A 21,797-nucleotide genomic window follows, 5' to 3' on the forward strand; every position below is an offset into this window, starting at 1 on the left:
TTCTGCACAGTTTCTGCACAGTAGGAAGCAGGGAAATGAGTTTCATCCTCGATAAAGAGCAGGTCAAGCCGGGCCTCATTATCTTCCGACGTGGCGATGTCGGGCACGACAACTACTATTGCCGGGTCAGAATCCAGAACGAGGACCGCTACAAGACAATCTCGCTCCGCACGGCTGACAGGCAGGCGGCGCGTGACCGAGCACTGGACGAATATGCTGATATCCGGTTTCGGGTGAAACACGACGTTCCAGTATTCAATCGCCCCTTCTCGCAGGTGGCGGAGGAATACGCCGATGCCCAGCAGCGTCGCGCCAACGCAGGGGAAGTCAGTAAAGCCCGCTCACGAAATATCAGAAGCAAGATCGACGGCCCGCTCAAGGCTTATGTCGGCAGCACACAGATTCATCTGGTGACGCAGGAGCGCTGGGCCGACTATCCGCTGTGGCGACGGGAAAACGGCGAAGGCCGTCGCAAAGGCGTCATCAGCGATTCAACCATCCGTATTGAGATGACCATTTTCGCTGCGATTATGAATTTCGCTATCAGCAAGCGGTATGTGCCCGCGCACCACCGCTTTGAAGGTATGCCAAAGCTGAAATCCAACCGGCGCGACGAGTTCACGCTTGAGGAATACCGCAAGCTGCACACGAAGGGGCGCAAATGGATGAAAGAGGCGACCACGCCGCAGGGCGTCTGGTATCGTCAAATCTGCTACAATTTCATCCTCATCATGTGCAACACAGGGATGCGCCCGCCCGAGGCAAAGAACCTGCGCTGGCGGGACATCACCACTGCCAAGGACAAGGACGGGCAGGAAATCCTTGTCCTCTACGTTCAGGGCAAGGGTAAAACCCGCAAACTGATCGCTCCAATCAGCGTCGGAAAGTATCTTGATCGCGTCCGGGAGCTATCCAAGGCGACCAAGCAGGACGATCATGTATTCACCATCATCAACGGCAAACCTGCCAAATGGCTCTACCGTGATACTGTCGAAGAACTGCTTAAATGCACTGACCTTCGCGAGGGGCCGAGCGGCATTCCCCGCACGACCTATTGTTTCCGTCATACCTACGCCACCCTGCGACTGTCCGCAGGTGTCGATGTTTATATCCTCGCCCAGCAGATGGGCACGTCAGTCAAAATGATCGAACAGCACTATGGGCATGTGAACACCATCAAGCACGCCGACCGCGTGTTGATGGGCATTGGCGGATGGGACGCCATGCACAATGAAATGAACGAGGAGATCGACAAGCTGGAAGCCAAGGCGAAAGCTGTTGAGTCCATCAAGGCCAAGCAGACGGATAAACCGTCGCGGCCCAAACGCTAGGCGGGTATCGAACCAGCAACCGGGTCCGGTTGCCGATGCTTCAAGCCTTGCGTTCTGCCGGATTCACAATGCGCCGCTGGCGCTTCTCGATTGTGAACCGGCTGGCGGTTTGGGGAATCAAGCCGTGTCGAGTTCGACACGGCCCCCATGCCGCCTTTCTGCCTGCCCGTTGCCGCTGGCAATCTTGAGGGCAGGACTGTTGCCTCAGCCGCTGGCGAAACAGAGGCAATAGGTTGAAGGTCCGCTACACGGACAAATCCTCGCTTACGTTACGCTCCGAAGAATTATTGGCTGACGTGCCCACGATAATGGCCGCTACTGGTGTGAACGCAGACCCCCGGATAGCAAGCTGCCATCGAAGTTCCAGATTTAAGAACCCAAGCTGTTTCAATGGCGCATGGACGCTTTTCTGTGAGGTTTTCAATCTCGACGGTTTGCACCCTGTTGGCGGTATCGGTGAACTCGACCAATATCTCGCCCTCGTTCAAGTCGAAATGGCGATGAAGCAGGGTTATGCCAAACCGTGAAAGCTTGCCATGCTTTTCAAGAACATCCCTCAATTCTTCCATACATTTGTGATCGCTAACATTCAGGGGATCGATATCATCAATGTGCGGAAGCGCGTTGAACTCTTCTGCCGACATGGATTGTATTGACCGCACGGTCTCGACTCCCGTAAATTTTGATAAGGTCTACCGTTCTTCCCAAGAAGGAGCAACACACATGACGGCATCGGGTGCACTAGCAACCATTGGACAGAGCTGGCGGGACGAACTGCGTAAAACGACTCTCACACCGAACCAGCTACCAGCTCCTGACGAAGATGCCGGATATGCTTATTTCGAGCAACTTAAGAGCAAGGTTATTCCAGGCTGCATTCCGGGCGCGGTGAATGCCGGATCGAACGAAATCATACTGGACGCACCACTTGGAGCCATCCAATCCCAAGCCTTTGAGGGTTTCTTGGAATGGGCACGTTCGCAAGACATGGAAGCCCGATTTGGTGGTATCGTAAGGGCAGAAAGCGATACTGCGGATTGCCGCGCCGTAATTCGACTGACCGTTGATATCTGAATCAGCATGTTCGCGGAAATTGCCTTCACTCTGCATCGCCGCCGTTGCTGACACAGCGCGAGGCGCTCTGAATATCTACGCAGCTTTCTCTTGAGGGCGAAAATCGTTCCATCGCCGTAGGCGCCGCATAGCCACTTTACGGTAGCATCCTCCGTCAAAGCCTTTGCTCCACAATCCGGCTGCATCCGTGACCATTGCGGAAAAAGAGTCCGCAGATCGCTCCGCTTGGAATTGATCGCCCTCACATCATTGACGCGACATTTGCGCCGGGCGCTTTGCCGTCAATGGTCTGCCCGCACCACCCCTTCGGGCCGTGTTGGCCATGACAGCCGCAGCTCGATCCCGCCGCTTCCGGGTCCGCGTCCTTCGGGACGATCAACCCCAATCCATAGGAGCGAAAACATGGGACTCGATATGTATGCAATGGTCACAACCACGCTGCCGGACAGCCCGGTTGACTTCAAGGTGGCTGACGCCACGGAGCTACACTACTGGCGCAAACACCCGAACCTGCATGGCTGGATGGAAACCCTTTATTTCGAGAAGGGCGGTGCCCAGGAGTTCAACTGCGTGCCCGTCGAGCTGACTGCCGACGACCTTAACCGCCTTGAGGCCGACATTCGCGCTGGCAACCTGCCGCAGACCAGTGGTTTTTTCTTCGGATCATCCGATGGCACGGAAATCGCCGACGATCTGGCCTTCGTCGCCAAGGCCCGCGAAGCCATCGCGCAAGGCAAGACCGTCTATTACGACTCTTGGTGGTGACGCCGCGAGCGGGGCGCGGTGCGCCCCGCTTATGGCTTATGCCTATTCGTCATTTGGAATGTCCGTGAATCGTGAAGTGGCGGGCTTGCTCGCCAGCACCGCCGCCCGAGCGGTCTCATCGTCCCATAGCAATCGCTCGACCTTGCCACGCAGGACGGTTTTGATTGCCCGCCGTATCTGTTCGCCTGCCTTGAGCGTCTGGACAGTCTTTCCGGCGGCCTCATCTTTTGTAACGATGCAGCCCCGCACAAGCAGTTTTATCCAACCATCTTCACCACGTTCCAGCACTTCGGCGGCAACCTGCCGCTCGCCTATGCGAAGCGCCTTGCCTTTGCGTCGGTTGTGAAAGACGCCTTCTTTCCACCGGATCACGTCAGCGGCGATGAAGTCTTGGGCCTCTATCCATTGCTCCATGCTGTCCTGTTCCGCGCCGCCACGGGGCGCATCGGAAATCCGTCAGCGCCTGCGCCCACCGTCGCGCTCGCGTTGCTCCGCTTCAATGCGCGCTAGTTCCTCGCGGATCATTTGCTTGATAGGTTCGAGCGACCGTGTTCCTTCCCAAACCATATCAGGCATGATGCTGAAATAGTCGTGGCTGGCGACGTTCCTTAAACCGCGTATCTTATTCCAAGGTATGTCTGGGTGTCGCTCTTTCACGTCGTCAGGCAGCTTGCCCGATATTTCGCCAAGCATTGACAGGCGATATGTGGTGGCATCTTGGAGGTCTTGGTCATTCAGATAGTCCTCATAGGACCTATCCTTCAAACCATCCTCTATGCGTTGAATCAGCACTTGGAGATTATCGAGGTTATCGCTTAGGTCGCGGCTCATTAAAAAACCTGAACCATGTCAGCTTCTACGCGCTGCCTGACCCTATCGCGTAATCCTCTGCGGGGAATGAAATCCACCTTCGTGTTCAGTAGCTCTGAAAGCTCGACTTGAAGCCCAGCCTGATCGAACAAGCTGAACCCACGATCAGGCACATATTCAAAAAGCAGGTCGAGGTCCGATTTATCGTCCGCCTCGCCGCGTGCAGTGGAGCCAAAGAGATACAAGGCCGAAACGCCTTGCTGGCGCAGCCTTTGTTCCAACGGCCTCAATCGGGCCAATGCTACCTCTCGTTCCATATCTTAATTCTGGCACAGAGTGGCTTCGGAGGCAAGGTGGCTCGCCACGCCCCTTACTCTATCTAATTGATAGTAAATGACTTTTGTTTGGATCAAGAATGCCAGCGAGGACCAGCGCACCCCTTAGAACCCCGGCGGCTTAGGTCCACGCGGTTTGGGCTGCTGTTGCAGACGCTGGATCGCAGCGTCGATGTTTTGCAGTGAAGCGTAGATATGCGGGTTGAGAAAGACCGACTGACCCATGCTGCGCAGATCGGCCATGATGCGGCCACGCAGCGCGCGCAGTTCTTGTTCGCTCATGCCGTGTAGCTCGTTGGGGGCGATGAATTGTGACATGATTTTTCTCCCTGTCTGATCCGCGACCATCGCGGCCTTCATAAGCAGACAGAGGCAGGGCGTTCGCCCTTGCCGCACCGTGTGAGGTCGAAACGAAGTGGAGAAGCCGTGAAACGGCTTGCGGCGTAATGGGGCGAATCCCCTGCAAGGATGCGAATAAAGAAGGTCGAGAGTGTCGGGTTTACAGGGAAGTCAGACGCTCAACTTCTGCCCATCATCCGTGCTGAAATGAAAGAACAACACCAATCGCGCAATTACTTGTCCGCTGATGTCAGGATGCAATGCACAGTCTGCTTGATCGCATCGCTGCCCCGCTTAATATGCCGAACGGAATCATTGGCTTGTCGCGCCGTTAGTTGCAGCCGTGGCAAGCTTGGGGGAGCTTGCTTGTGGAGCAGTGGGAGCAGCTTGTAACGCAAGGCCATGTGAGGGCGGCACGCTGGCGCAAGGCCGCGCCTTTCCTGTTTTGGGGCGCGGTGGCCGCGATCATTCTTGGTGTTTGGCTTGCCCTTTCATTGCCACACAGCCCGCCATCAACGCGCGTGTCCGAGGCTAAGGCGGCCTTCGCCGACACGCAGCGCCGCGCGGTCAGCCAGTTTATACAAGGGAGCGGTGACAGACTCAGCCAGCCGCCACAGACCGCCATTCAGGCACCCGCGCCCGATGCAGCCCACGCCGCAGTGACCGCTGCGCTTGACGCGCTGCGCCGAGACGGGGACTTGCCTGCGACCGTCACCCGCCTGACCGCCGATGCGTTCTGGCGTGGCGATTGGCAGGCCGACCGCATTCAGGCGGTCGAGGACGGGCGCACGATCCTGATTGGCTATTACGTTGATGTCGCCAACCGCAGCTATCAGCAGCCGCCGCAGGTTCGGCGTATCTTCGGGCTGATCCGGCGCGACGATCAAGGCGCGTGGCAGCACTATTGCCTTGCCATGCAGGGTGCCTTGCCATGCGGATCGCCCGCTATCGACCCCACCACCATCCCGGAAACCATGCGCGGATTGTTGCCCGCCGCTGCCTTGGAGGTGCAAAGATGACAGGCTGGCTTATCCCTCTCGCCATCGTTGCCGCTGTCGCGATAGCCTTGCTGTTTGCGCCCATCCGCAAAATCCTGCGCAAGGCGCTCAATCTCATTCCTGCGCTCGCGCTATTTATCATCGGTCTTGCCGCCTACGTGCTGTGGAGGCCGGTCAACTGGCTTGTCGCGCGTGTGCCGTTCCTTGCCAGTGCAAGCGACCGCTTCGCGGCGGGTGTGGAGCGCATCGGCACGCGCAAGACAGGGTTGCCCGCTGGCGATCGGGCAGCATTTGCGCGCGACCTCTGGCCCGAAGAACGCTACCCGTTCCTCTATCAAGAGGTGCCCGAGGATATTCGCCGTCCCTTGTGGGAGGATGGCAAACTTGTTGGCGGTCAGGATATTCCGTGGATGGCCGACCGCCATTTCAGCGCGGGACTGACGAAGGCCGCAGCACAAAGCGGCCTTGCGGCGGCGCTGATCGCCCTTTTAGCGCAACCGCTGTTGCTGCTGGCGTGGAAGGGCTTCGCCTCGCAAAGCGCAACTGCCGCGCCTGTCGTGCTCGAACAATTCCCCGGCGAAGCGCCTGCCTATGTTTCGGGCTGGGATGTATGGCAGACCGTGGCAGCGGACTTCACCGCAACGCTGTTCGGCGGTGCCATCACCATCTTGGGCCTACTGGCCGCATGGCTGTTAATTGCCGTGGGCGTTGGCATCCTCGTCGCCATCGCCGCCATTGAGCATTGGCGGCGCGAGGCATCGGCCCCCTATGAAGTTCTGTCCAAGGATGCGCATGTGCGCTGGCCATTTCGTGCCGAAGCGCGGGAGATCGCGCGCGCAGGCTATGTGCGTCAGGTCGCTCATGCGACCGACTATCTGGCAGACGCGCCGTTGTTTCACCTCGGCAAGGGCACGGGCACCTTGCGCGTGCGCGGTGACATGGCGGCTCCATGCAAAGGACAAACCCTCGCTCTCGACGGGGAGTCCCTGTTCCAGCACCTGCTGGTGTTTGGCGGCACGGGCGACGGCAAGACCACGGCGATTCTGAAACCACTGCTGCGTCAGGTGTTCGCAGAGCCAGAGTGCGGCGCATATATCACCGACGCCAAGGGCGTGTTGTGGCACGACGCCGAGAAGATCGCCGCCGCCGCAGGGCGGTCGGGCGACGTTCTGCGTATCGGCACAGGCACGGGCGACCTTGGCGTGAACATCACCGCCAGCCTCGCACCCAGCCACGTCGCTGCCGTCCTGCGCTCGGTTCTCGCGCAGGTCGGCGGGGCGCAGGGAGATACCTTCTGGCCCGACATGGCCGCCAACCTCATGCGCCATGCGCTCACCGTTGGCCGCGCCTATGCGGCAACACCAGAGGGAGAAGCGGAGGCTTCGCGCGTTCATCCGTCAAGCCTATGGTGGGCGTATCAAACTGTGCTGGACGAAAAACGCCTGCAATCCGCCTGCGATGCAATTGGCCGCGCCAACAAAGCCTGCCTTGAGGCGATGGAGGACGCCCGCAAAGCGAGCGATCAGGAAGCCCTCTTGCGCCAGATCGACCGCATGGGGGTATTGTCGGCATCCGATGTCGCCGCCAGCTTTTCCTATGTGACGACCACATGGAAGGACATGGCGAAGGACACCAAGACAGGTATCACCGCCAATATCTCGCAGCTTATGGACGGCTTTGCTGGGGCGACGGCCTTGCGCGAGCGTTTTCTCTGCGGACAGGACGCCGATACCGCCAGCCTCGACGCGCCGCTCAATGGCAAGATCGCGCTCGTGACCTTGAACACGATGGAGGACGGGTTGCCCGCGCGCCTTGTTGCCATCCTGCTCAAGACGGTGCTGTATCGGGAAGCGCGTCGGCGCGAGGCTACGTTGAAAAAGCAGGGCGGCAGCCCGCAATCCAAGCCCTGCGTCGTGATGATGGACGAGGTGCAAGAACTTGCGACCGTTGACCCGGCATCGGGCTTGAGCGACGCGACGTTTTGGAACGTCGCGCGCTCGACCGGGGTTGCGGGCGTATTCGCCACGCAGACCGTCGCGGCGCTGACGCAGGCGATGGGCAAGGACGCCGCCGAAAACTTCATGCAGCAGGCCCGCAGCAAGATATTCCTGCGGAGCGAAGATCAGGCCACCGTGTCCTATGCCTGTTGGCTGGCGGGTGAGTTCGAGCGCAACCGCGTCTTTGGCGAAGGGCAGTGGGAGAGCTTAGATCAGCGGGAATTGATAAGCGGCTGGTCGCCCTTTGCGCCAGTGGACGATGATGCACCGCCACCGGACGCGGGCGGGGCGAGGTTCTACTTCAAGGCGGCGCGCGGCTTCTTGGACAGCGCCGCTATCGGCTCGGCGACAGCCAAGCCGACCTATGCGCCGGATATGCGCTTTGTGCCCGAAGCCACCGATCAGGCCACCCAGCTTGCGGCCTTGAGCGCCCAACAACAAGCAGCATGGCGGCAGGAGGATCGGGACCGCCAATACCGCTCCGAAGGCAACGCCATGGCCCCGGCGATGACCCCCGCTGACTTCATCGCAATGGGACGCTGGCACGCCTATGCCCATATCCAGCGTGCCGGTATAGCACGGCAGGACGTAGTGGCACTGTCGCACGAGTTCTGACCCGCAACCCGTGGCTGAAAGGTCTGTCTGGCGCGCGCGTCAAAGTTGCGTGAATAATTGCCGAATCGTGTTATTATGGAAATATCGGGAGGTGCAAGCCATGTGCGGACTAACCGTCCACACTGGAACCTGACGGTTCCGGCTTGGCAAGGGGTCTATTCTACCCCGTTGCATCCCCACGACCAATGGGAGCCTTCGTGCCCCCCGTTGGAACCCCCAGAGCAGGAGCCTTCCCGCCCCTGCACCCTGGACAGGGCCGCTGCCATGACCCGCATATCGGGCATGTCTGCGTCCCAGCCAAAGGAGCCTTCGCGCTCCCTTGGAACCCATCGACCGCTGTTTCGGCGGCGGCATCGACCAAAGGGCTTTCATGCCCCTTGGAACCCTGACCGGAGCTTTCGCGCCCCGGACCACGAGCAGGAGCGTGTCGGCCCCTGCACCCTGACGAAGGGAGGGTGAACCCCCTTCGATCCCCCGGCGGATTTGTTGTCGGGGGCAACGGAGAGGCCAGATTATGGCCGATGACGAGCAAACACCGCCGCGCGAACCATTGCCCGGCACCCGGCGCAAGTCCGAAAAACGGCAGCGCACGGAAACCCTTTTTGCCCGTGTCACCCCCGAAGAAAAATCCGCTTTTGTCGCCCGCGCTGACCGTGCGGGCATGGCATCCGCCGCCTTCGTGCGCGCCCTCGCTTTAGGCGACGCAGGCCCACGCGCGCGTCGCCGCCGCCCCGTCGAGCATCAGGCACTTGTGCAGGCGCTCGCCACCCTCAACCGCGTCGGCAACAACCTCAACCAGATTGCCCGCAATACCAATCGCGGGATGGATATTGACGTGCCGCAACTGCGTGACGCGCTGCACCAATACCATCAAGTGATCGCCGCCATTTACGAAGCCCTCGGCATGGAGCCAGCCCGTGATAATCAAGGGCAAGAGCCGGGCTGGCCCTAGTCAGCTCGCCCACCACCTTGGCCGCGCAGATACCAACGAGCGCGTCGAAATCCTGCAACTGGATTCCGCAGGCACCCCCGAGCAAGCCTTCCGCGACTGGCAGACTTACACCCTCGCCACCAAGGGCAAGCTGGGCCTCTACCACGCTAATATCGACCCCGACACCAAGTATGAAATGACGCCAGAGCAATGGACGCGGGCAGTCGAAATCTTGGAGGAGGAGCTTGGTTTGCAGGGCCAGCCTCGCGCCGTCGTCATGCACGAAAAGAACGGGCGCGAACATATCCATGTCGTCTGGGCGCGCACCGACATGGACACCATGACGCTGCGATCTGACAGCCAGAATTATCAGGCGCACGAGCGGGCCAGCTTGCGGATGGAGCAGGAGTTCGGGCACGAGCATGTGCCCGGTAAGCACGCCAAGCGCGACAAGGAGGCCCAGCCCGAGTTCCCGACCGCCGAAGTCAGCCACGACGAATGGCAACAGGCCGAGCGTAGCGGTATCGACCATCGGGAGCGCAAGGCGCAGGTCACGGCGCTTTATGAAGCCAGCGATTCCGGCCCCGCCTTCAAGGCCGCGCTTGAAGATGCGGGATACGTGCTGGCGCGCGGCGACCGCCGCGATTTTGTCATCCTTGATGACGATGCCAAGGTGCATAGCCTTGGCCGCCAGCTTCCCGGCGTGAAGGCCGCAGACCTGCGCGCCTTCATGGTGGACATTGACCCGCAGAGCCTGCCGAGCGTGAAGGAAGCCCGCGACGCGATCCGCGAAGCTGGGCGCGTCGCGCCATCGCCAGAGGCCGATCAGTCCGGTCAGCCCGACATCAGCGCAGAGCAGACGATTCAAGAGTCAAAATCCGCTGATCGCGATACACAGATGTCGCAGGAGGCAGCGGCAGAAGCCGAGCGGCAGCATATCGACGCCTTGCGCCGCGCTGTGATGGAGCTTCACGCAACCGAATTGCGGGAACAGGAGCTGCGCCACGCCCGCGAGGTGACGGAGTTGCAGGAAAGCCAGCAGGCCGCAGCCGACAAGGCGATAGAGACATTCGCCAAGGAGCAGGCGCAGCGTATAGTCGCGGATCGCTTGCCCGAGCCGGGTGGCTTTGAGCGTATCTGGCGCAATATCCGCGAGGCCGTGGACGAGGAAGCCCGGCAACAGCGCCTTGCGGACGAGGCACGACGCGCCTCCGACCTTGAAGATCGCCGCAACGATGAAATCCGCATCATGGTGTCCGGCCTTGACGCCGCACAGCGAGCCGAGATCAACGCACTCGTTGACCGTCAGGGTAAAGAGCGGGCTGACCTGCTGAAAGAGCAGGCCAACGACCTTAAACGTCGCATTGAGGATGACGAACGCGCGCGCCAGATCGCGCGTGAATATGAAGAACGGCAACGAGAAGCCTTGGCACGCGAGCGCGAAGGGCCGGAGCGAGATCCGCGCGCACGCTGACAGGCTCGCGTTTCCTGCAATCGCAACCGGGCCTGCTGCTAGGACAGATTGCCAGCCTTGTGCCTCAAGCCGCCAAATCGGTATCGCGCTTCGTGCGCAATACGGCCCTTGCACTCGTTCCGAGCCTTGTATCCCGATTTATGGCAGTTGCCCGCCGCGCCAAGAAAACGAAGGGCGGGGCTGGTAGCGCCAGCCATTCCGAAATCACGTCGAGTTTCTTTTCGACTTCCGGCAGCACGTCCGAGGGCGTGGGCGACGGGGCTGATTTGGGTTCGATGTTCCTTGCTCCGCCGCTGGCACCGCGACCGAAGCCGCCACGTGCGGTGCGCCGTCGCCTGCGTTCAAGATTCCGGGCGCGTCACTTCCTGAAACCGCCGTGGATGCGCTGATCGAAGCCTATTCCGGCTGGCTCATGGCATTACGGCTCAGGATTCGCGCGTGGCTGTCCGGCACATTGAAAGAAAATTACCTTTGCCGTGTGGCATGATGGCGGCCACAATGCGCAACCGGGGAGGCACTCCGTTATCGCTTTGCCGAGCATTTGCTTGGAGGGGGCAAACGGAAAATTATCCCTCTGCACTTAATAAAACAAAGTTGCCGATGCGTTCATGGGCAACTATTCGGATGAATTGAATGCAACTTTTACGTAACAGCGGAAATGAACGCGTCATTGACCGGCTCCGGGACTGGCTTTTACCAGACTCGGCAGTTGACCTTATGTCACCCGACTTTTCGCTTTACGCGTTTGCCGAAACACACGAGCACGTGAAAAAAGCCGGACGGTGTCGTATTCTGCTTGGCTCCGACACCGCCATTGCGAGTTCCCTTTACGGCGGGCCGGGCGACATTACCGCGCGCGGCAAGCTGCAAGGTCGCTGGCTTGCCAAGATCGCCGGTGAGTGGCTGGGCAAGCACGCCGAGGTTCGCCACGTCCCGACTACGCCACCCCAATCCATGATCGTCGTCTCGAACAACGACAATCGCCACGTCCTGACCGGCACATGCCCGTTCACGACCGAGGGCCTAGGCGTAACGCCGGGCAATCAACTTGGCCTTGTTCAAATTTCCGATACTGACACAGAGGCAGCGGCATTTGCCGACTGGTTTCAGGCAAATTGGTCAGGCGTGAAGCCGACTGCGAGCAATCTTGCCGTGAGCCTCGCCGATGCTGCGAGCCATCGCCCGCCGTCGCTTCTGTATTTCAAGGTGCTCTTTGAGCTGTTCAAGGATTTGGGCGACGAGCTGGACGAGGAGCGGATTATCAAATCCGCGACCGGCATCCGCAACACCACCGTCTGGCAAAAGCTGTTCAAGTTTCAGCGCGACGGCGTCGTGGGGGCAATCGACAAGCTGGAGCGCATCGGCGGCTGCATCATTGCCGACAGCGTCGGCCTCGGCAAAACCTTCGAGGCGCTGGCTGTCATCAAATATTACGAGCTGCGCAATGACCGCGTTCTGGTCCTGTGCCCCAAGCGGCTGCGCGACAACTGGACGCTCTATAAGGCCAATGATCGGCGCAATATCCTTGCATCCGACCGCTTCAACTATGACGTGCTCAATCACACCGACCTGTCGCGGGACGGCGGCATGTCCGGCGACATCGACCTGAGCCATGTGAATTGGGGCAACTACGATCTTGTCGTGATCGACGAGTCCCACAACTTCCGCAACAAGGCGACCCATAAAGACCGCGACACCCGTTACGACCATTTGATGAAGCGGATCATCAAAGCGGGCGTCAAAACCAAGGTGCTCATGTTGTCGGCTACACCGGTCAACAACCGCCTTGCCGACCTCAAGAACCAGATCGCCTTTATGACCGAGGGCAATGACCTCGCGCTTATGGGACATGGCATCCAGAGCATTGAAGCGACCATCCGCAAGGCGCAGACGCAGTTCAACCGCTGGCTCGACCTGCCCGAAGCCGACCGCCGCCCGGCGCGGCTGATGGACATGCTCGGCTTTGATTACTTCAAATTGCTCGACCTGCTGACCATCGCCCGGTCGCGCAAACACGTCCAACGCTATTACGGCACCGAGGAAACCGGCCAGTTCCCCGAGCGGCTGCGCCCCGTCAATATCAAGGCCGACGTGGACTTAGCCGGAGAGTTCCGGCCCATCCGCGAGATCAACAACGAAATCCGCCGCCTCACACTCGCCGCCTACGCGCCGCTGCGCTATGTCCTGCCCCACAAGCAGGCCGTCTATGACGAAAAATACAGCACCAAGATCAGGGGCGGAGAGAGCTTCTTCCGGCAGGTGGACCGCGAGGAAAGCCTGATCCACCTGTTGCGCGTCAATATTCTCAAGCGCATGGAAAGCTCGGTTGCGTCCTTCGCGCTCACCATCAAGCGTCAGCTTGCCGACGTGAACGCGCTTTTGGCGAAGATCGACGCCCACGATGAAAGCGTGGATGAGGTTTCCATCGACGATGTCGATATAGACGATCCCGCTTTCGAGGCCCTGTTGATCGGGCGCAAGGTCAAGGTGTTGCTGCATGACGTGGACCGTGTCCGCTGGCGGCAGGATTTGATCGAGGACCGCAACCGCCTTGCCACCCTGCTATCCGCAGCGCAGGCCGTCACGCCGGAGCGCGACGCCAAGCTCGCCGCCTTGCGCGATGTGATCGCCAGCAAGATCGCCACGCCGATCAACGGCGACAACCGCAAAATCCTGCTGTTCACGGCCTTCGCGGACACGGCGGACTATCTTTACGCCCAGCTTGGCGCTTGGGCGAAGAACGAGCTTGGCCTTGAAACCGCTGTCGTCAGCGGCACCGGCGCGAACAAGACGACGCTGAGCGGGCTGCGCGGTGACATGAGTTCGATCCTCTCCGCTTTCTCGCCGCGCTCGAAAGAGCGCCCTGAGGAAATGAATGCCGAGGGCCAGATCGATCTGCTCATTGCCACCGATTGCATTTCCGAAGGCCAGAACCTTCAGGACTGCGATTTCCTCACCAATTACGATATTCACTGGAACCCCGTGCGGATCATCCAGAGGTTCGGGCGCATCGACCGTATCGGCTCGACCAACACCCGCATCCAGTTGGTCAATTTCTGGCCCAACATGGAGCTGGACGAATATCTCGACCTCGAATCCCGCGTGAGCGGGCGCATGGTGCTGCTCGACGTGTCCGCGACCGGCGAGGAAAACGTCATCGAGTTTCAGGCCGGAAACCAGATGAACGACCTCGAATATCGTCGCGCCCAACTGCAAAAATTGCAGGACGCAGTGATCGACCTTGAAGACTTGTCGAGTGGCGTTTCCATCGCCGACCTCACCCTCAACGATTTCCGCATCGACCTCGCCGGATATATGCGCGAACACCGCGAGCGGCTGGAAAGCCTGCCGCCCGGCACCTATGCCGTGGTGCCCGCGCCCGACACAGACGCGCCCGAAAATGACCTGCCCCCCGGCGCTATTTTCTGCCTGCGCGCTGTCGGCGAGGCGGCGGAAAGCGCCGCCGAACCCGGCTATCCTCTAAGCCCCAATTTCGTCGTCCATGTCGGCGACGAGGGCGATGTGCTGTTGCCCTATACTCAGGCCAAGCAGGTGCTCGACCGGCTCAAGAAGGCAGCCATCGGGCGCGACCTGCCCGATGCCGAAGCCTGCGCGCGCTTCGACAAGGCCACCCGATACGGGCGCGACATGGAGGATTATCAGACGCTGCTGGCGCGAGCTGTCGCCTCCATCGCTGGCAAAAGCGAGGAGCGTGCCGTTGCCAGCCTGTTCAGCCCCGGCGGCACCCACGCCCTGAAAGGCGAGTTTGCCGGTATCAACGACTTCGAGGTTGTCGCCTTTCTTGTCATCCTGCCCGAAGCGGAGGCCGCATGACGGCTGGCGCGGACTTTCTCGCCATCGTCAGCGCGCTGGGGCTGCCGCCCGGCGCGCGTGTCGATTCCCGCATCCCCAAGAAATTGCTGATCGAGCAGGGTGCGCCGACCGCCGCCGACAAGCGCGCCATTCAGGACGGCATCGACGAGCTGCAATGGTTCGCCGCGTGCAAGCCCACCACCATTGGCGTGCCGACATTCGCCGACGATACCCGCGAATATCTTGAGATCGCCGTTCTCGGCTGCGCTTTCCGCTCCGGTGCGAAGGCATCGCGGCTGATCGAGCTGATCCACCGCGCCATTCCCTATCCGGTGCTGCTTGTCACCGCCGACGAGAGCGGCCTCGCTGTATCGGCGGCGCACAAGCGCCATGCGCAGAACGAGGCTGGCCGCACCGTGATCGAGCAGGTTATCGTGGCCAGCGGTCTGCGGGCCGACGCCGTGGATTCCGTGCAAGTTGCGTTCCTGAAAAGCCTTGCGCTGGCGCAGCAAGCGCGCACCGACCTGTTCGCTCTTTATGCGGGCTGGATTGCCCGGATCGAGGCCGTCAACGCGGCGCGCTTGACGGGCGCGTTCGCGGCGTCCGATAATCAGGAAATCATCGACCGCCGCCGCGAGGCGCTGGACGCGCACGCGCGGCTGACTAAAGAAATCGAAGGTCTGCGCGCCAAGGCCAGGCGCGAGAAGCAGCTCAGCCGCCGCGTGGACCTCAACCTCGAAATCCAACGGCGCGAGACCGACCTCGCCGCCTATGCGAACCATCTGTGACTCTTAGGGAGAAGCCGTCTTTCATGCCTGAAATCAAAAAACTCGTTCTGGATGACCCTGCCACCAAGAGCGCCGACATCGTGACCGGGAACGTCGAGGCCCTGAAAGACCTGTTCCCCGAAGCCTTCGAGGAAGGGAAGATCGACTTCGATGTGCTCCGGCAACTGCTGGGCGCTGCCGTCGATGAAAAGGACGAGAAATACGGGCTGAACTGGCACGGCAAGCGCAAGGCGCGGCAGATCGCGCTGACGCCGTCCACCGGCACGCTGTTGCCGTGCCCGGATGAGAGTGTCGATTGGGATACGACGCAGAACCTGATGATCGAGGGCGACAACCTTGAGGTGCTCAAGCTCTTGCAGAAGAGCTACGCGGGCAAGGTTAAGCTCATCTACATCGACCCTCCGTATAATACAGGCAAGGAATTTATTTATCCTGATCGCTTTCAGGACAATTTAGAGACTTACCTTCAATACACTGGCCAGAAGGGTGGGGATGGTTTTCGGATAACAAGCAACACCGAGAGTCACGGACGATTTCATACCAACTGGCTGAACATGATTTACCCGCGCTTAAAGTTGTCGCGAGCATTACTTTCGGACGATGGAGTTATTGCGATTAGCGTTGATGAGAACGAAATCGACAGGCTCCGAGCGGTGATGGCTGAAATATTCGGAGAAGAAAATTTCGCTGCGCAAATCAGTGTCCAAAGCAATCCCCGTGGTCGGCAGTCTGATACGTTCTTTGCCACTGTTCATGAATATCTCCTAGTTTACGCTAGGAGCAGAGAAAGTGGCATTATCGGAGGCGAGGCTCTGACCGATGCACAGCGCTCCGAGTTTAAGTATTCCGATCCTGACGGTCGAGCATATCGGCTCTTAGGCCTTCGCCAGCGTGGTGCTGCATCGCTCCGCAGCGACCGGCCAGATATGTATTTCCCGATCTACGTGAACTCGAAAACATCAGAAGTATCGCTTGAGCCGAAGGAGGGTTTTGACCACGAGGTTCTCCCGCGCAAATCAACTGGCGAAGATGGACGGTGGATGTGGGGCAAAGATAAATGCACTAAAGACATCGCTCTCCTCGTTTCCAGACTGATTGAACGTCGCGGTGAATATGACCTCTTCGTCAAGGATTATCTGGAGAAGAACGGCGAAGAACGTTCAAGAAAATTTAAGACCATATGGGATGATAAGAAGCTAAATACCCAAAATGGAACCCAAGAAGTAAAGGAGCTACTTGGGTCAGGTGCAATGTCATTTCCAAAACCAGTCGCTTTATTGCGTGACGTGATTCAACTTGGTGCTGACCGTCACAGCTTGATACTTGACTTCTTTGCGGGGTCAGGGACGACTGGCCACGCCGTCTTTGAGGAAAACGCGAAGGACGGTGGCAGCAGAAAGTTCATCCTTGTCCAGCTTCCTGAACCGCTCGACCCCAATAACAACGAACAGAAGGTGGCGGTCCAGCTTTGTGACACGCTTGGGAAGCCGCGCTCTATCGCGGAGGTGACGAAGGAACGTCTGCGGAGAGCTGCCAAGAAAGTTAGAGGCGATTTTCCTCTCTTCAAAGGCGACTTAGGATTCAGGAATTACAAGCTCGCTCAATCGAACATAGTCCCGTGGGAACCGGAGCCGACCGATCTTGAAGGCAGTTTGCTCGCCAACGCCGAGCATCTTGTGCCGGGCCGCACCGAACTGGACGTGCTCTATGAGCTGCTGCTCAAGTTGGGCCTCGATCTGTGCGTTCCCATCGAGAAGAAAGACATTGCCGGAAAGGCCGTCCATTCTATCGGCGGCGGCGCGTTGATCGTTTGTCTGTCAGATGGCCTGACCAAGGACAGCGTCGAAACCGTCGCCAACGGCATCGTCGCATGGCGGAAGGAGCTTGCCCCTGCCGTCGATACCCGTGTCGTGTTCAAGGATGCTGGCTTCGCCGATGACGTTGCCAAAGCCAATATGGCCGCGATCCTCAATCAGAATGGCATCCTCGACGTGAGGAGCCTGTAATGAGCGCGGATCGTTTCGTCACCTTTGCCTATGGCTCGAATATGCTTGCCGCACGCCTACGGGAGCGTTGCCCCTCCGCGCGCGCAATCGGCATCGCAGAATTGCCCGGCCACGAACTACGCTGGCACAAGCGGAGCAACCAAAAGTCGGGCAAGTGCGATATTGTCGCCAGCGACACTGCTTCCGTGTTTGGCGTGCTCTACGAGATCAATGCGCAGGAAAAGGGCGCGTTGGATCGCGCCGAGGGCCTTGGTGCGGGCTATGAAGAAATTGAGATCGAGGTTCTTTGCGGCAGCGAGCGAGTTAATGCAAAGGCATACAGGGCGACCAATACCGATCCCACGCTTCGCCCTTTCACTTGGTATCGCGCCTTGGTCATCGCGGGCGCGAAGGAGCATGGCTTGCCGGCGTCCTATATCGCCGGGCTGGAATCTGTGCCTGCTGATCAAGACGCCGACCGTGCCCGCCACGACACAAACATGGCGTTGATCGAAGGAGTGCAGGAATGAAACTGCATTTCGAGCCGGACCTCGATTACCAGCACACCGCCATCGAAGCGGTCTGCGACCTGTTTCGCGGACAGGAGATCAATCGCACCGAGTTTACCGTCACCCGTCAAGCCGCCGGTGGCGCGCAACAGGAGCTTGGCCTTGTCGAAAACGCCCTAGGCATCGGCAACCGGCTGACCCTGCTGGACGATGAGATTATCTCCAACCTCAACGAGATTCAGCTTCGCAATGGCCTGCCGCCATCCGCCAGCCTCGCGTCCGGCGACTTCACCGTGGAGATGGAGACGGGCACCGGCAAAACCTATGTCTATCTGCGCACCATCTTTGAGATGAACAAACGCTTCGGCTTCACCAAATTCGTGATCGTGGTGCCGTCCGTCGCCATCAAGGAAGGCGTCTACAAGACTCTCCAGATCACCGAGGACCATTTCAAGGGCCTCTATTCCGGCCAGCCCTTCGATTATTTCCTCTACGATTCATCGAAGCTGGGGCAGGTGCGCAATTTCGCCACCAGCCCGACCATTCAGATCATGGTCGTGACCGTTGGCGCGATCAACAAGAAGGACGTGAACAACCTCTACAAGGACAGCGAGAAAACGGGGGGCGAAGCGCCCATCGACCTGATCCGCGCCACGCGCCCCGTCATTATCGTGGACGAACCGCAAAGCGTGGACGGCGGCCTTGAAGGCCGGGGCAAGCAGGCCCTTGGCGAAATGCACCCGCTTTGCACGCTACGCTATTCGGCGACCCATGCGGACAAGCACCACATGGTTTACCGGCTGGACGCGGTGGACGCCTACGAGCGCAAGCTGGTCAAGCAGATCGAAGTGGCCTCGCTCGAAGTCGAGGGCGGGCACAACAAAGCCTATCTGCGTTTCCTCTCCGCCAGCAACAAGGGCGGCGCCGTGACCGCCAAGGTCGAGATCGACGTGCAGCAGGGCGGGCAGGTTCGCCGAAAGGAAGTCAATGTGCAGGACGGTGACGACCTTGAGGACACCACGGGCCGCGCCATCTACAAGGATTGCCGCATCGGCGAAATCCGCGTAGCGGGCGGCGACTCCCTGCTCGAAGTGAAAACCGCAGGGTCGGAATCCTTCCTTGCCGTAGGACAGGCCATCGGCGACGTGAACGCCGACGCCGTCCGGCGGTTGATGATCCGCCGCACCATCACCGAGCACCTAGAGAAGGAACGCCGCCTTGCTCCGCTGGGGGTCAAGGTGCTCAGCCTGTTCTTCATCGACGCCGTGGAGCACTATCGGTCCTACGACGAGGACGGCAACGCCGTGAAAGGCAAATACGCGACGATCTTCGAGGAAGAATATCGCCGCGCCGCCAAGCTCCCCGAATATGCCAGCCTGTTCAAGGAAGTGGACCTCGCCACCGACGCAGAGGAGGTCCACGACGGCTATTTCTCCATCGACAAGAACAAGCGATGGACAGACACCGCCGAGAACAATCAGGCCAACCGCGACAGCGCCGAACGCGCCTACAACCTCATTATGAAGGACAAGGAGAAGCTCTTGAGCTTCGATACGAAGCTCAAGTTCATCTTCTCCCACTCCGCGCTGAAAGAGGGTTGGGACAATCCCAACGTGTTCCAGATTTGCGCGCTGCGCGAAATCGGCACCGAGCGCGAACGCCGCCAGACCATCGGGCGCGGCCTGCGCCTTTGCGTCAACCAGCAGGGCGAACGCCTGCGCGGCTTCGAGATCAACACCCTCACAGTGATCGCCACCGAGAGCTACGAAGCCTTCGCCGAAAATCTCCAGAAGGAGATCGAGGCCGATACCGGAATCCGTTTCGGCATTGTCGAGAAACACCAGTTCGCGGCCATACCCGTCCAGCAGGAGGACGGCACCCTCACCATGCTGGGATTCGAGGAATCCGCTGCGATCCACGAATATCTCAAGAACGCCGACTTCATCGACGCCAAGGGCAAGGTGCAGGACAAGCTGCGCACGGTCCTGAAAGAGGGGACACTGACGCTCCCCGACGAACATGCCGCGCTCCTTCCGCAGATCAAGGAAGTCCTGCGTAAGATCGCGGGTAGGCTCGACATCAAAAACGCCGACGACCGCAAGCCAGTGCGTGTGCGCAAGGAAGTCCTGCATAGCACCGAGTTTCAGGCGCTATGGGATCGCATCAAGCACCAGACGACCTATCGCGTTCACTTCGACAACGCCAAGCTGATCGAGGATTGCACCAACGCTATTTCCAATGCGCCGCCGATCACCAAGGCGAAGGCCGTCATCCGCAAGGCTGACCTTGCCATCGGCCAGGGCGGCGTGATCGCCACCGAAACCGCGACCTCCGGCCCCGTCACCATCGAGGAGGGCGATATTGTTCTCCCCGACGTGCTGACCGATTTGCAGGACCGCACGCACCTGACGCGCCGCAGCCTTGTCACTATCCTGACTGACAGCGGCAGGCTTGGCGATTTCAAGCGCAATCCCCAAGCCTTCATCGAGCTAGCGGCGGAAACCATCAACCGCACCAAGCGGCTCGCACTCGTGGACGGCATCAAATACCAGCGGATCGGCGGCGATCATTTCTACGCGCAGGAGCTGTTCGAGCAGGAGGAGCTGACCGGCTACCTGAAGAATATGCTTCAGGATGCGCAGAAATCCGTTTTCGAGCACGTCATCTATGATTCCGGCGGCGTCGAGCGCACCTTTGCCGAACAGCTCGAAAAGAACGAAGCGGTAAAGGTTTACGCCAAGCTGCCCGGCTGGTTCAAAGTCCCCACGCCGCTCGGCACCTACAATCCCGATTGGGCGGTGCTGGTGCAGGTGGACGGGGAAGAACGTCTTTATTTCGTGGTCGAAACCAAGGGCAGCCTGTTTACCGACGACCTGCGCGACAACGAGGCCGCGAAGATTGCCTGCGGCGAAGCGCACTTTAAGGCGCTCGCGGTCGGCGAAAATCCGGCGCGCTACGTCAAGGCGACCAAGCTGGACGACCTCATGGAGCATTGCTGACATGGGCAATGATCCCGCTGACAGGACGCAGGAGAAGGGAGGCCGGGCATGGAACTGCTAGACCTCGAAAAGGCGCGGCTTTTCCTTGTGTTGGCCGTGCCGGGCATCGTGATACTGTATATGCGGAGCCAGTTTCTGACAGGGCGGATGCTCTCCTTGATGGAGGGGTTGATCGCTTACGTCACGGTCTCACTGGTGTATTATGCCCTCGTATTGCCAGCCTTTGCGTGGCTTGAGCAACGCACGGGCATCGCCGCTGCGGCGCTCTGGTTCCTGATCGTTCTAGCCGGTCCCGCCATCGTCGGGGCTTTGCTGGGCCTGAATGTCCGTAAAGGCTGGTCACAAAAGGTGCTGAGGCGACTTGGCATCAGCACTGTCCATCCGATCAGCGCCGCATGGGATTGGCGGTTTTCGGGTGGCGAAGCCTGTTGGGTGCTGGCGATCCTGAAGAACGGCACCCGATGGGCCGGTTATCTCGGCACCAATTCCTTCATGTCGTCCGACCCGTCAGAACGCGACATCTATATCCAGCAAGTTTACGAGTTGGATTCCAAGAGCCAGTGGACGCCCCGCGACAGCAGCGTTTGGATCGCCCACGGCGAAATTCAGTCGCTGGAGTTCTGGCCGGACGGGAAAACCCAACAACAGGAGAAAGCACAACCATGAGCGACAAGAAATCGCCGCCACCGAAACCGCCCGCCCGTCCTTTGCATGATGGGTATCGCCCGACTGACAACCGAGGCTACAAACCTGTAGGCACCGTTCAAAATGGGCATCAGCCTACCACGAGTCAGCAGGGGCCAAAAGGACCGCCGCCGAACCAAGGCAGCGGTGGCCAAAGCAGCGACAAGAAATAGCAGCGGCGGAAGTTGCCGCTTCCGATAGCCACGTTCCCCTTATCAGCAGCCGCGAACGGCATGGCCTCATTCGTGGATTCACTGGCTTGGCCAGCTCGGGCGTCAATCGCGTGCGCTTCCGCATTTCATTTGTGCAGCTTCCCCTGACGGGTTCCCTACGGTCAGCATGACCCCGCG

The 21,797-nt window shown here is 59.6% G+C and carries 18 protein-coding genes; 13 read left to right on the forward strand and 5 right to left on the reverse strand.

Annotated features, from left to right (window positions below; all coding sequences use genetic code 11):
• Nucleotides 1–35 precede the first annotated feature (35 nt).
• Complete coding sequence (locus CHB69_RS14245; RefSeq protein ID WP_089216692.1) at nucleotides 36–1,331, forward strand: tyrosine-type recombinase/integrase; 1,296 nt, start codon at nucleotides 36–38, stop codon at nucleotides 1,329–1,331.
• Between the two features lie 284 nt (nucleotides 1,332–1,615).
• Here CHB69_RS14245 and CHB69_RS19775 read toward each other — a convergent pair whose 3' ends face one another.
• Nucleotides 1,616–1,975: a hypothetical protein gene (locus CHB69_RS19775; RefSeq protein ID WP_141133992.1), complete on the reverse strand. Its 360-nt coding sequence runs from the start codon at nucleotides 1,973–1,975 to the stop codon at nucleotides 1,616–1,618.
• A 79-nt stretch (nucleotides 1,976–2,054) separates the two neighbouring features.
• Between CHB69_RS19775 and CHB69_RS19780 the strand changes: the two genes are divergently transcribed.
• Nucleotides 2,055–2,405, forward strand: coding sequence for a hypothetical protein (locus tag CHB69_RS19780; RefSeq protein WP_141133993.1), 351 nt, complete (start codon nucleotides 2,055–2,057; stop codon nucleotides 2,403–2,405).
• Nucleotides 2,406–2,807: 402 nt separating this feature from the next.
• Nucleotides 2,808–3,170 (forward strand): phosphoglycerate kinase, encoded by a 363-nt coding sequence (locus CHB69_RS14250; RefSeq protein WP_089216693.1) that lies wholly within the window; start codon nucleotides 2,808–2,810, stop codon nucleotides 3,168–3,170.
• A gap of 42 nt (nucleotides 3,171–3,212) precedes the next feature.
• Here CHB69_RS14250 and CHB69_RS14255 read toward each other — a convergent pair whose 3' ends face one another.
• The 4 genes from CHB69_RS14255 to CHB69_RS14270 all read right to left on the reverse strand — a co-directional run bounded on the left by CHB69_RS14255 (nucleotide 3,213) and on the right by CHB69_RS14270 (nucleotide 4,633).
• Entirely contained in the window at nucleotides 3,213–3,584 is a 372-nt protein-coding gene (locus CHB69_RS14255; RefSeq protein WP_089216694.1) for a hypothetical protein, read from the reverse strand.
• Between the two features lie 42 nt (nucleotides 3,585–3,626).
• Entirely contained in the window at nucleotides 3,627–4,001 is a 375-nt protein-coding gene (locus CHB69_RS14260) for a HepT-like ribonuclease domain-containing protein (protein WP_089216695.1), read from the reverse strand.
• Nucleotides 4,001–4,261 carry a nucleotidyltransferase family protein gene (locus tag CHB69_RS14265; protein ID WP_170935570.1) on the reverse strand — a complete coding sequence of 87 codons (261 nt, stop codon included), beginning with the start codon at nucleotides 4,259–4,261 and terminating at the stop codon, nucleotides 4,001–4,003. The genes CHB69_RS14260 and CHB69_RS14265 overlap by 1 nt, the downstream gene beginning before the upstream one ends.
• Nucleotides 4,262–4,420: 159 nt before the next feature.
• Nucleotides 4,421–4,633: a hypothetical protein gene (locus CHB69_RS14270; protein WP_141133994.1), complete on the reverse strand. Its 213-nt coding sequence runs from the start codon at nucleotides 4,631–4,633 to the stop codon at nucleotides 4,421–4,423.
• A 389-nt stretch (nucleotides 4,634–5,022) separates the two neighbouring features.
• Here CHB69_RS14270 and CHB69_RS14275 point away from each other — a divergent pair, with 389 nt between their 5' ends.
• From CHB69_RS14275 to CHB69_RS14320, 10 genes are all read left to right on the forward strand, one after another.
• Nucleotides 5,023–5,673, forward strand: a complete 651-nt coding sequence (locus CHB69_RS14275; RefSeq protein WP_141133995.1) for a hypothetical protein — start codon at nucleotides 5,023–5,025, stop codon at nucleotides 5,671–5,673.
• Nucleotides 5,670–8,264 (forward strand): type IV secretion system DNA-binding domain-containing protein, encoded by a 2,595-nt coding sequence (locus CHB69_RS14280; RefSeq protein WP_170935571.1) that lies wholly within the window; start codon nucleotides 5,670–5,672, stop codon nucleotides 8,262–8,264. The genes CHB69_RS14275 and CHB69_RS14280 overlap by 4 nt, the downstream gene beginning before the upstream one ends.
• A 514-nt stretch (nucleotides 8,265–8,778) precedes the next feature.
• Entirely contained in the window at nucleotides 8,779–9,216 is a 438-nt protein-coding gene (locus CHB69_RS14285; protein WP_089216700.1) for a plasmid mobilization protein, read from the forward strand.
• A complete protein-coding gene (locus tag CHB69_RS14290) occupies nucleotides 9,182–10,669 on the forward strand; it encodes a relaxase/mobilization nuclease domain-containing protein (protein WP_089216701.1) in 1,488 nt (495 codons plus the stop codon). The genes CHB69_RS14285 and CHB69_RS14290 overlap by 35 nt, the downstream gene beginning before the upstream one ends.
• 765 nt (nucleotides 10,670–11,434) lie before the next feature.
• Nucleotides 11,435–14,503, forward strand: coding sequence for a helicase-related protein (locus CHB69_RS14295; protein WP_245836815.1), 3,069 nt, complete (start codon nucleotides 11,435–11,437; stop codon nucleotides 14,501–14,503).
• Complete coding sequence (locus CHB69_RS14300) at nucleotides 14,500–15,270, forward strand: DUF4391 domain-containing protein (protein ID WP_089216703.1); 771 nt, start codon at nucleotides 14,500–14,502, stop codon at nucleotides 15,268–15,270. Before CHB69_RS14295 ends, CHB69_RS14300 begins: the two co-directional genes overlap by 4 nt.
• Before the next feature lie 23 nt (nucleotides 15,271–15,293).
• Complete coding sequence (locus tag CHB69_RS14305; protein ID WP_089216704.1) at nucleotides 15,294–17,276, forward strand: site-specific DNA-methyltransferase; 1,983 nt, start codon at nucleotides 15,294–15,296, stop codon at nucleotides 17,274–17,276.
• Nucleotides 17,276–17,785 carry a gamma-glutamylcyclotransferase family protein gene (locus CHB69_RS14310; RefSeq protein ID WP_089216705.1) on the forward strand — a complete coding sequence of 170 codons (510 nt, stop codon included), beginning with the start codon at nucleotides 17,276–17,278 and terminating at the stop codon, nucleotides 17,783–17,785. The genes CHB69_RS14305 and CHB69_RS14310 overlap by 1 nt, the downstream gene beginning before the upstream one ends.
• Nucleotides 17,782–20,763 (forward strand): type III restriction-modification system endonuclease, encoded by a 2,982-nt coding sequence (locus CHB69_RS14315; protein WP_089216706.1) that lies wholly within the window; start codon nucleotides 17,782–17,784, stop codon nucleotides 20,761–20,763. Before CHB69_RS14310 ends, CHB69_RS14315 begins: the two co-directional genes overlap by 4 nt.
• A gap of 48 nt (nucleotides 20,764–20,811) precedes the next feature.
• On the forward strand, nucleotides 20,812–21,429 hold the full coding sequence (locus CHB69_RS14320) for a DUF6338 family protein (protein ID WP_089216707.1): 618 nt from the start codon (nucleotides 20,812–20,814) through the stop codon (nucleotides 21,427–21,429).
• Nucleotides 21,430–21,797 lie beyond the last annotated feature (368 nt).

This window comes from Sphingopyxis indica (assembly GCF_900188185.1).
GTDB classification, from domain to species: Bacteria; Pseudomonadota; Alphaproteobacteria; order Sphingomonadales; family Sphingomonadaceae; genus Sphingopyxis; species Sphingopyxis indica.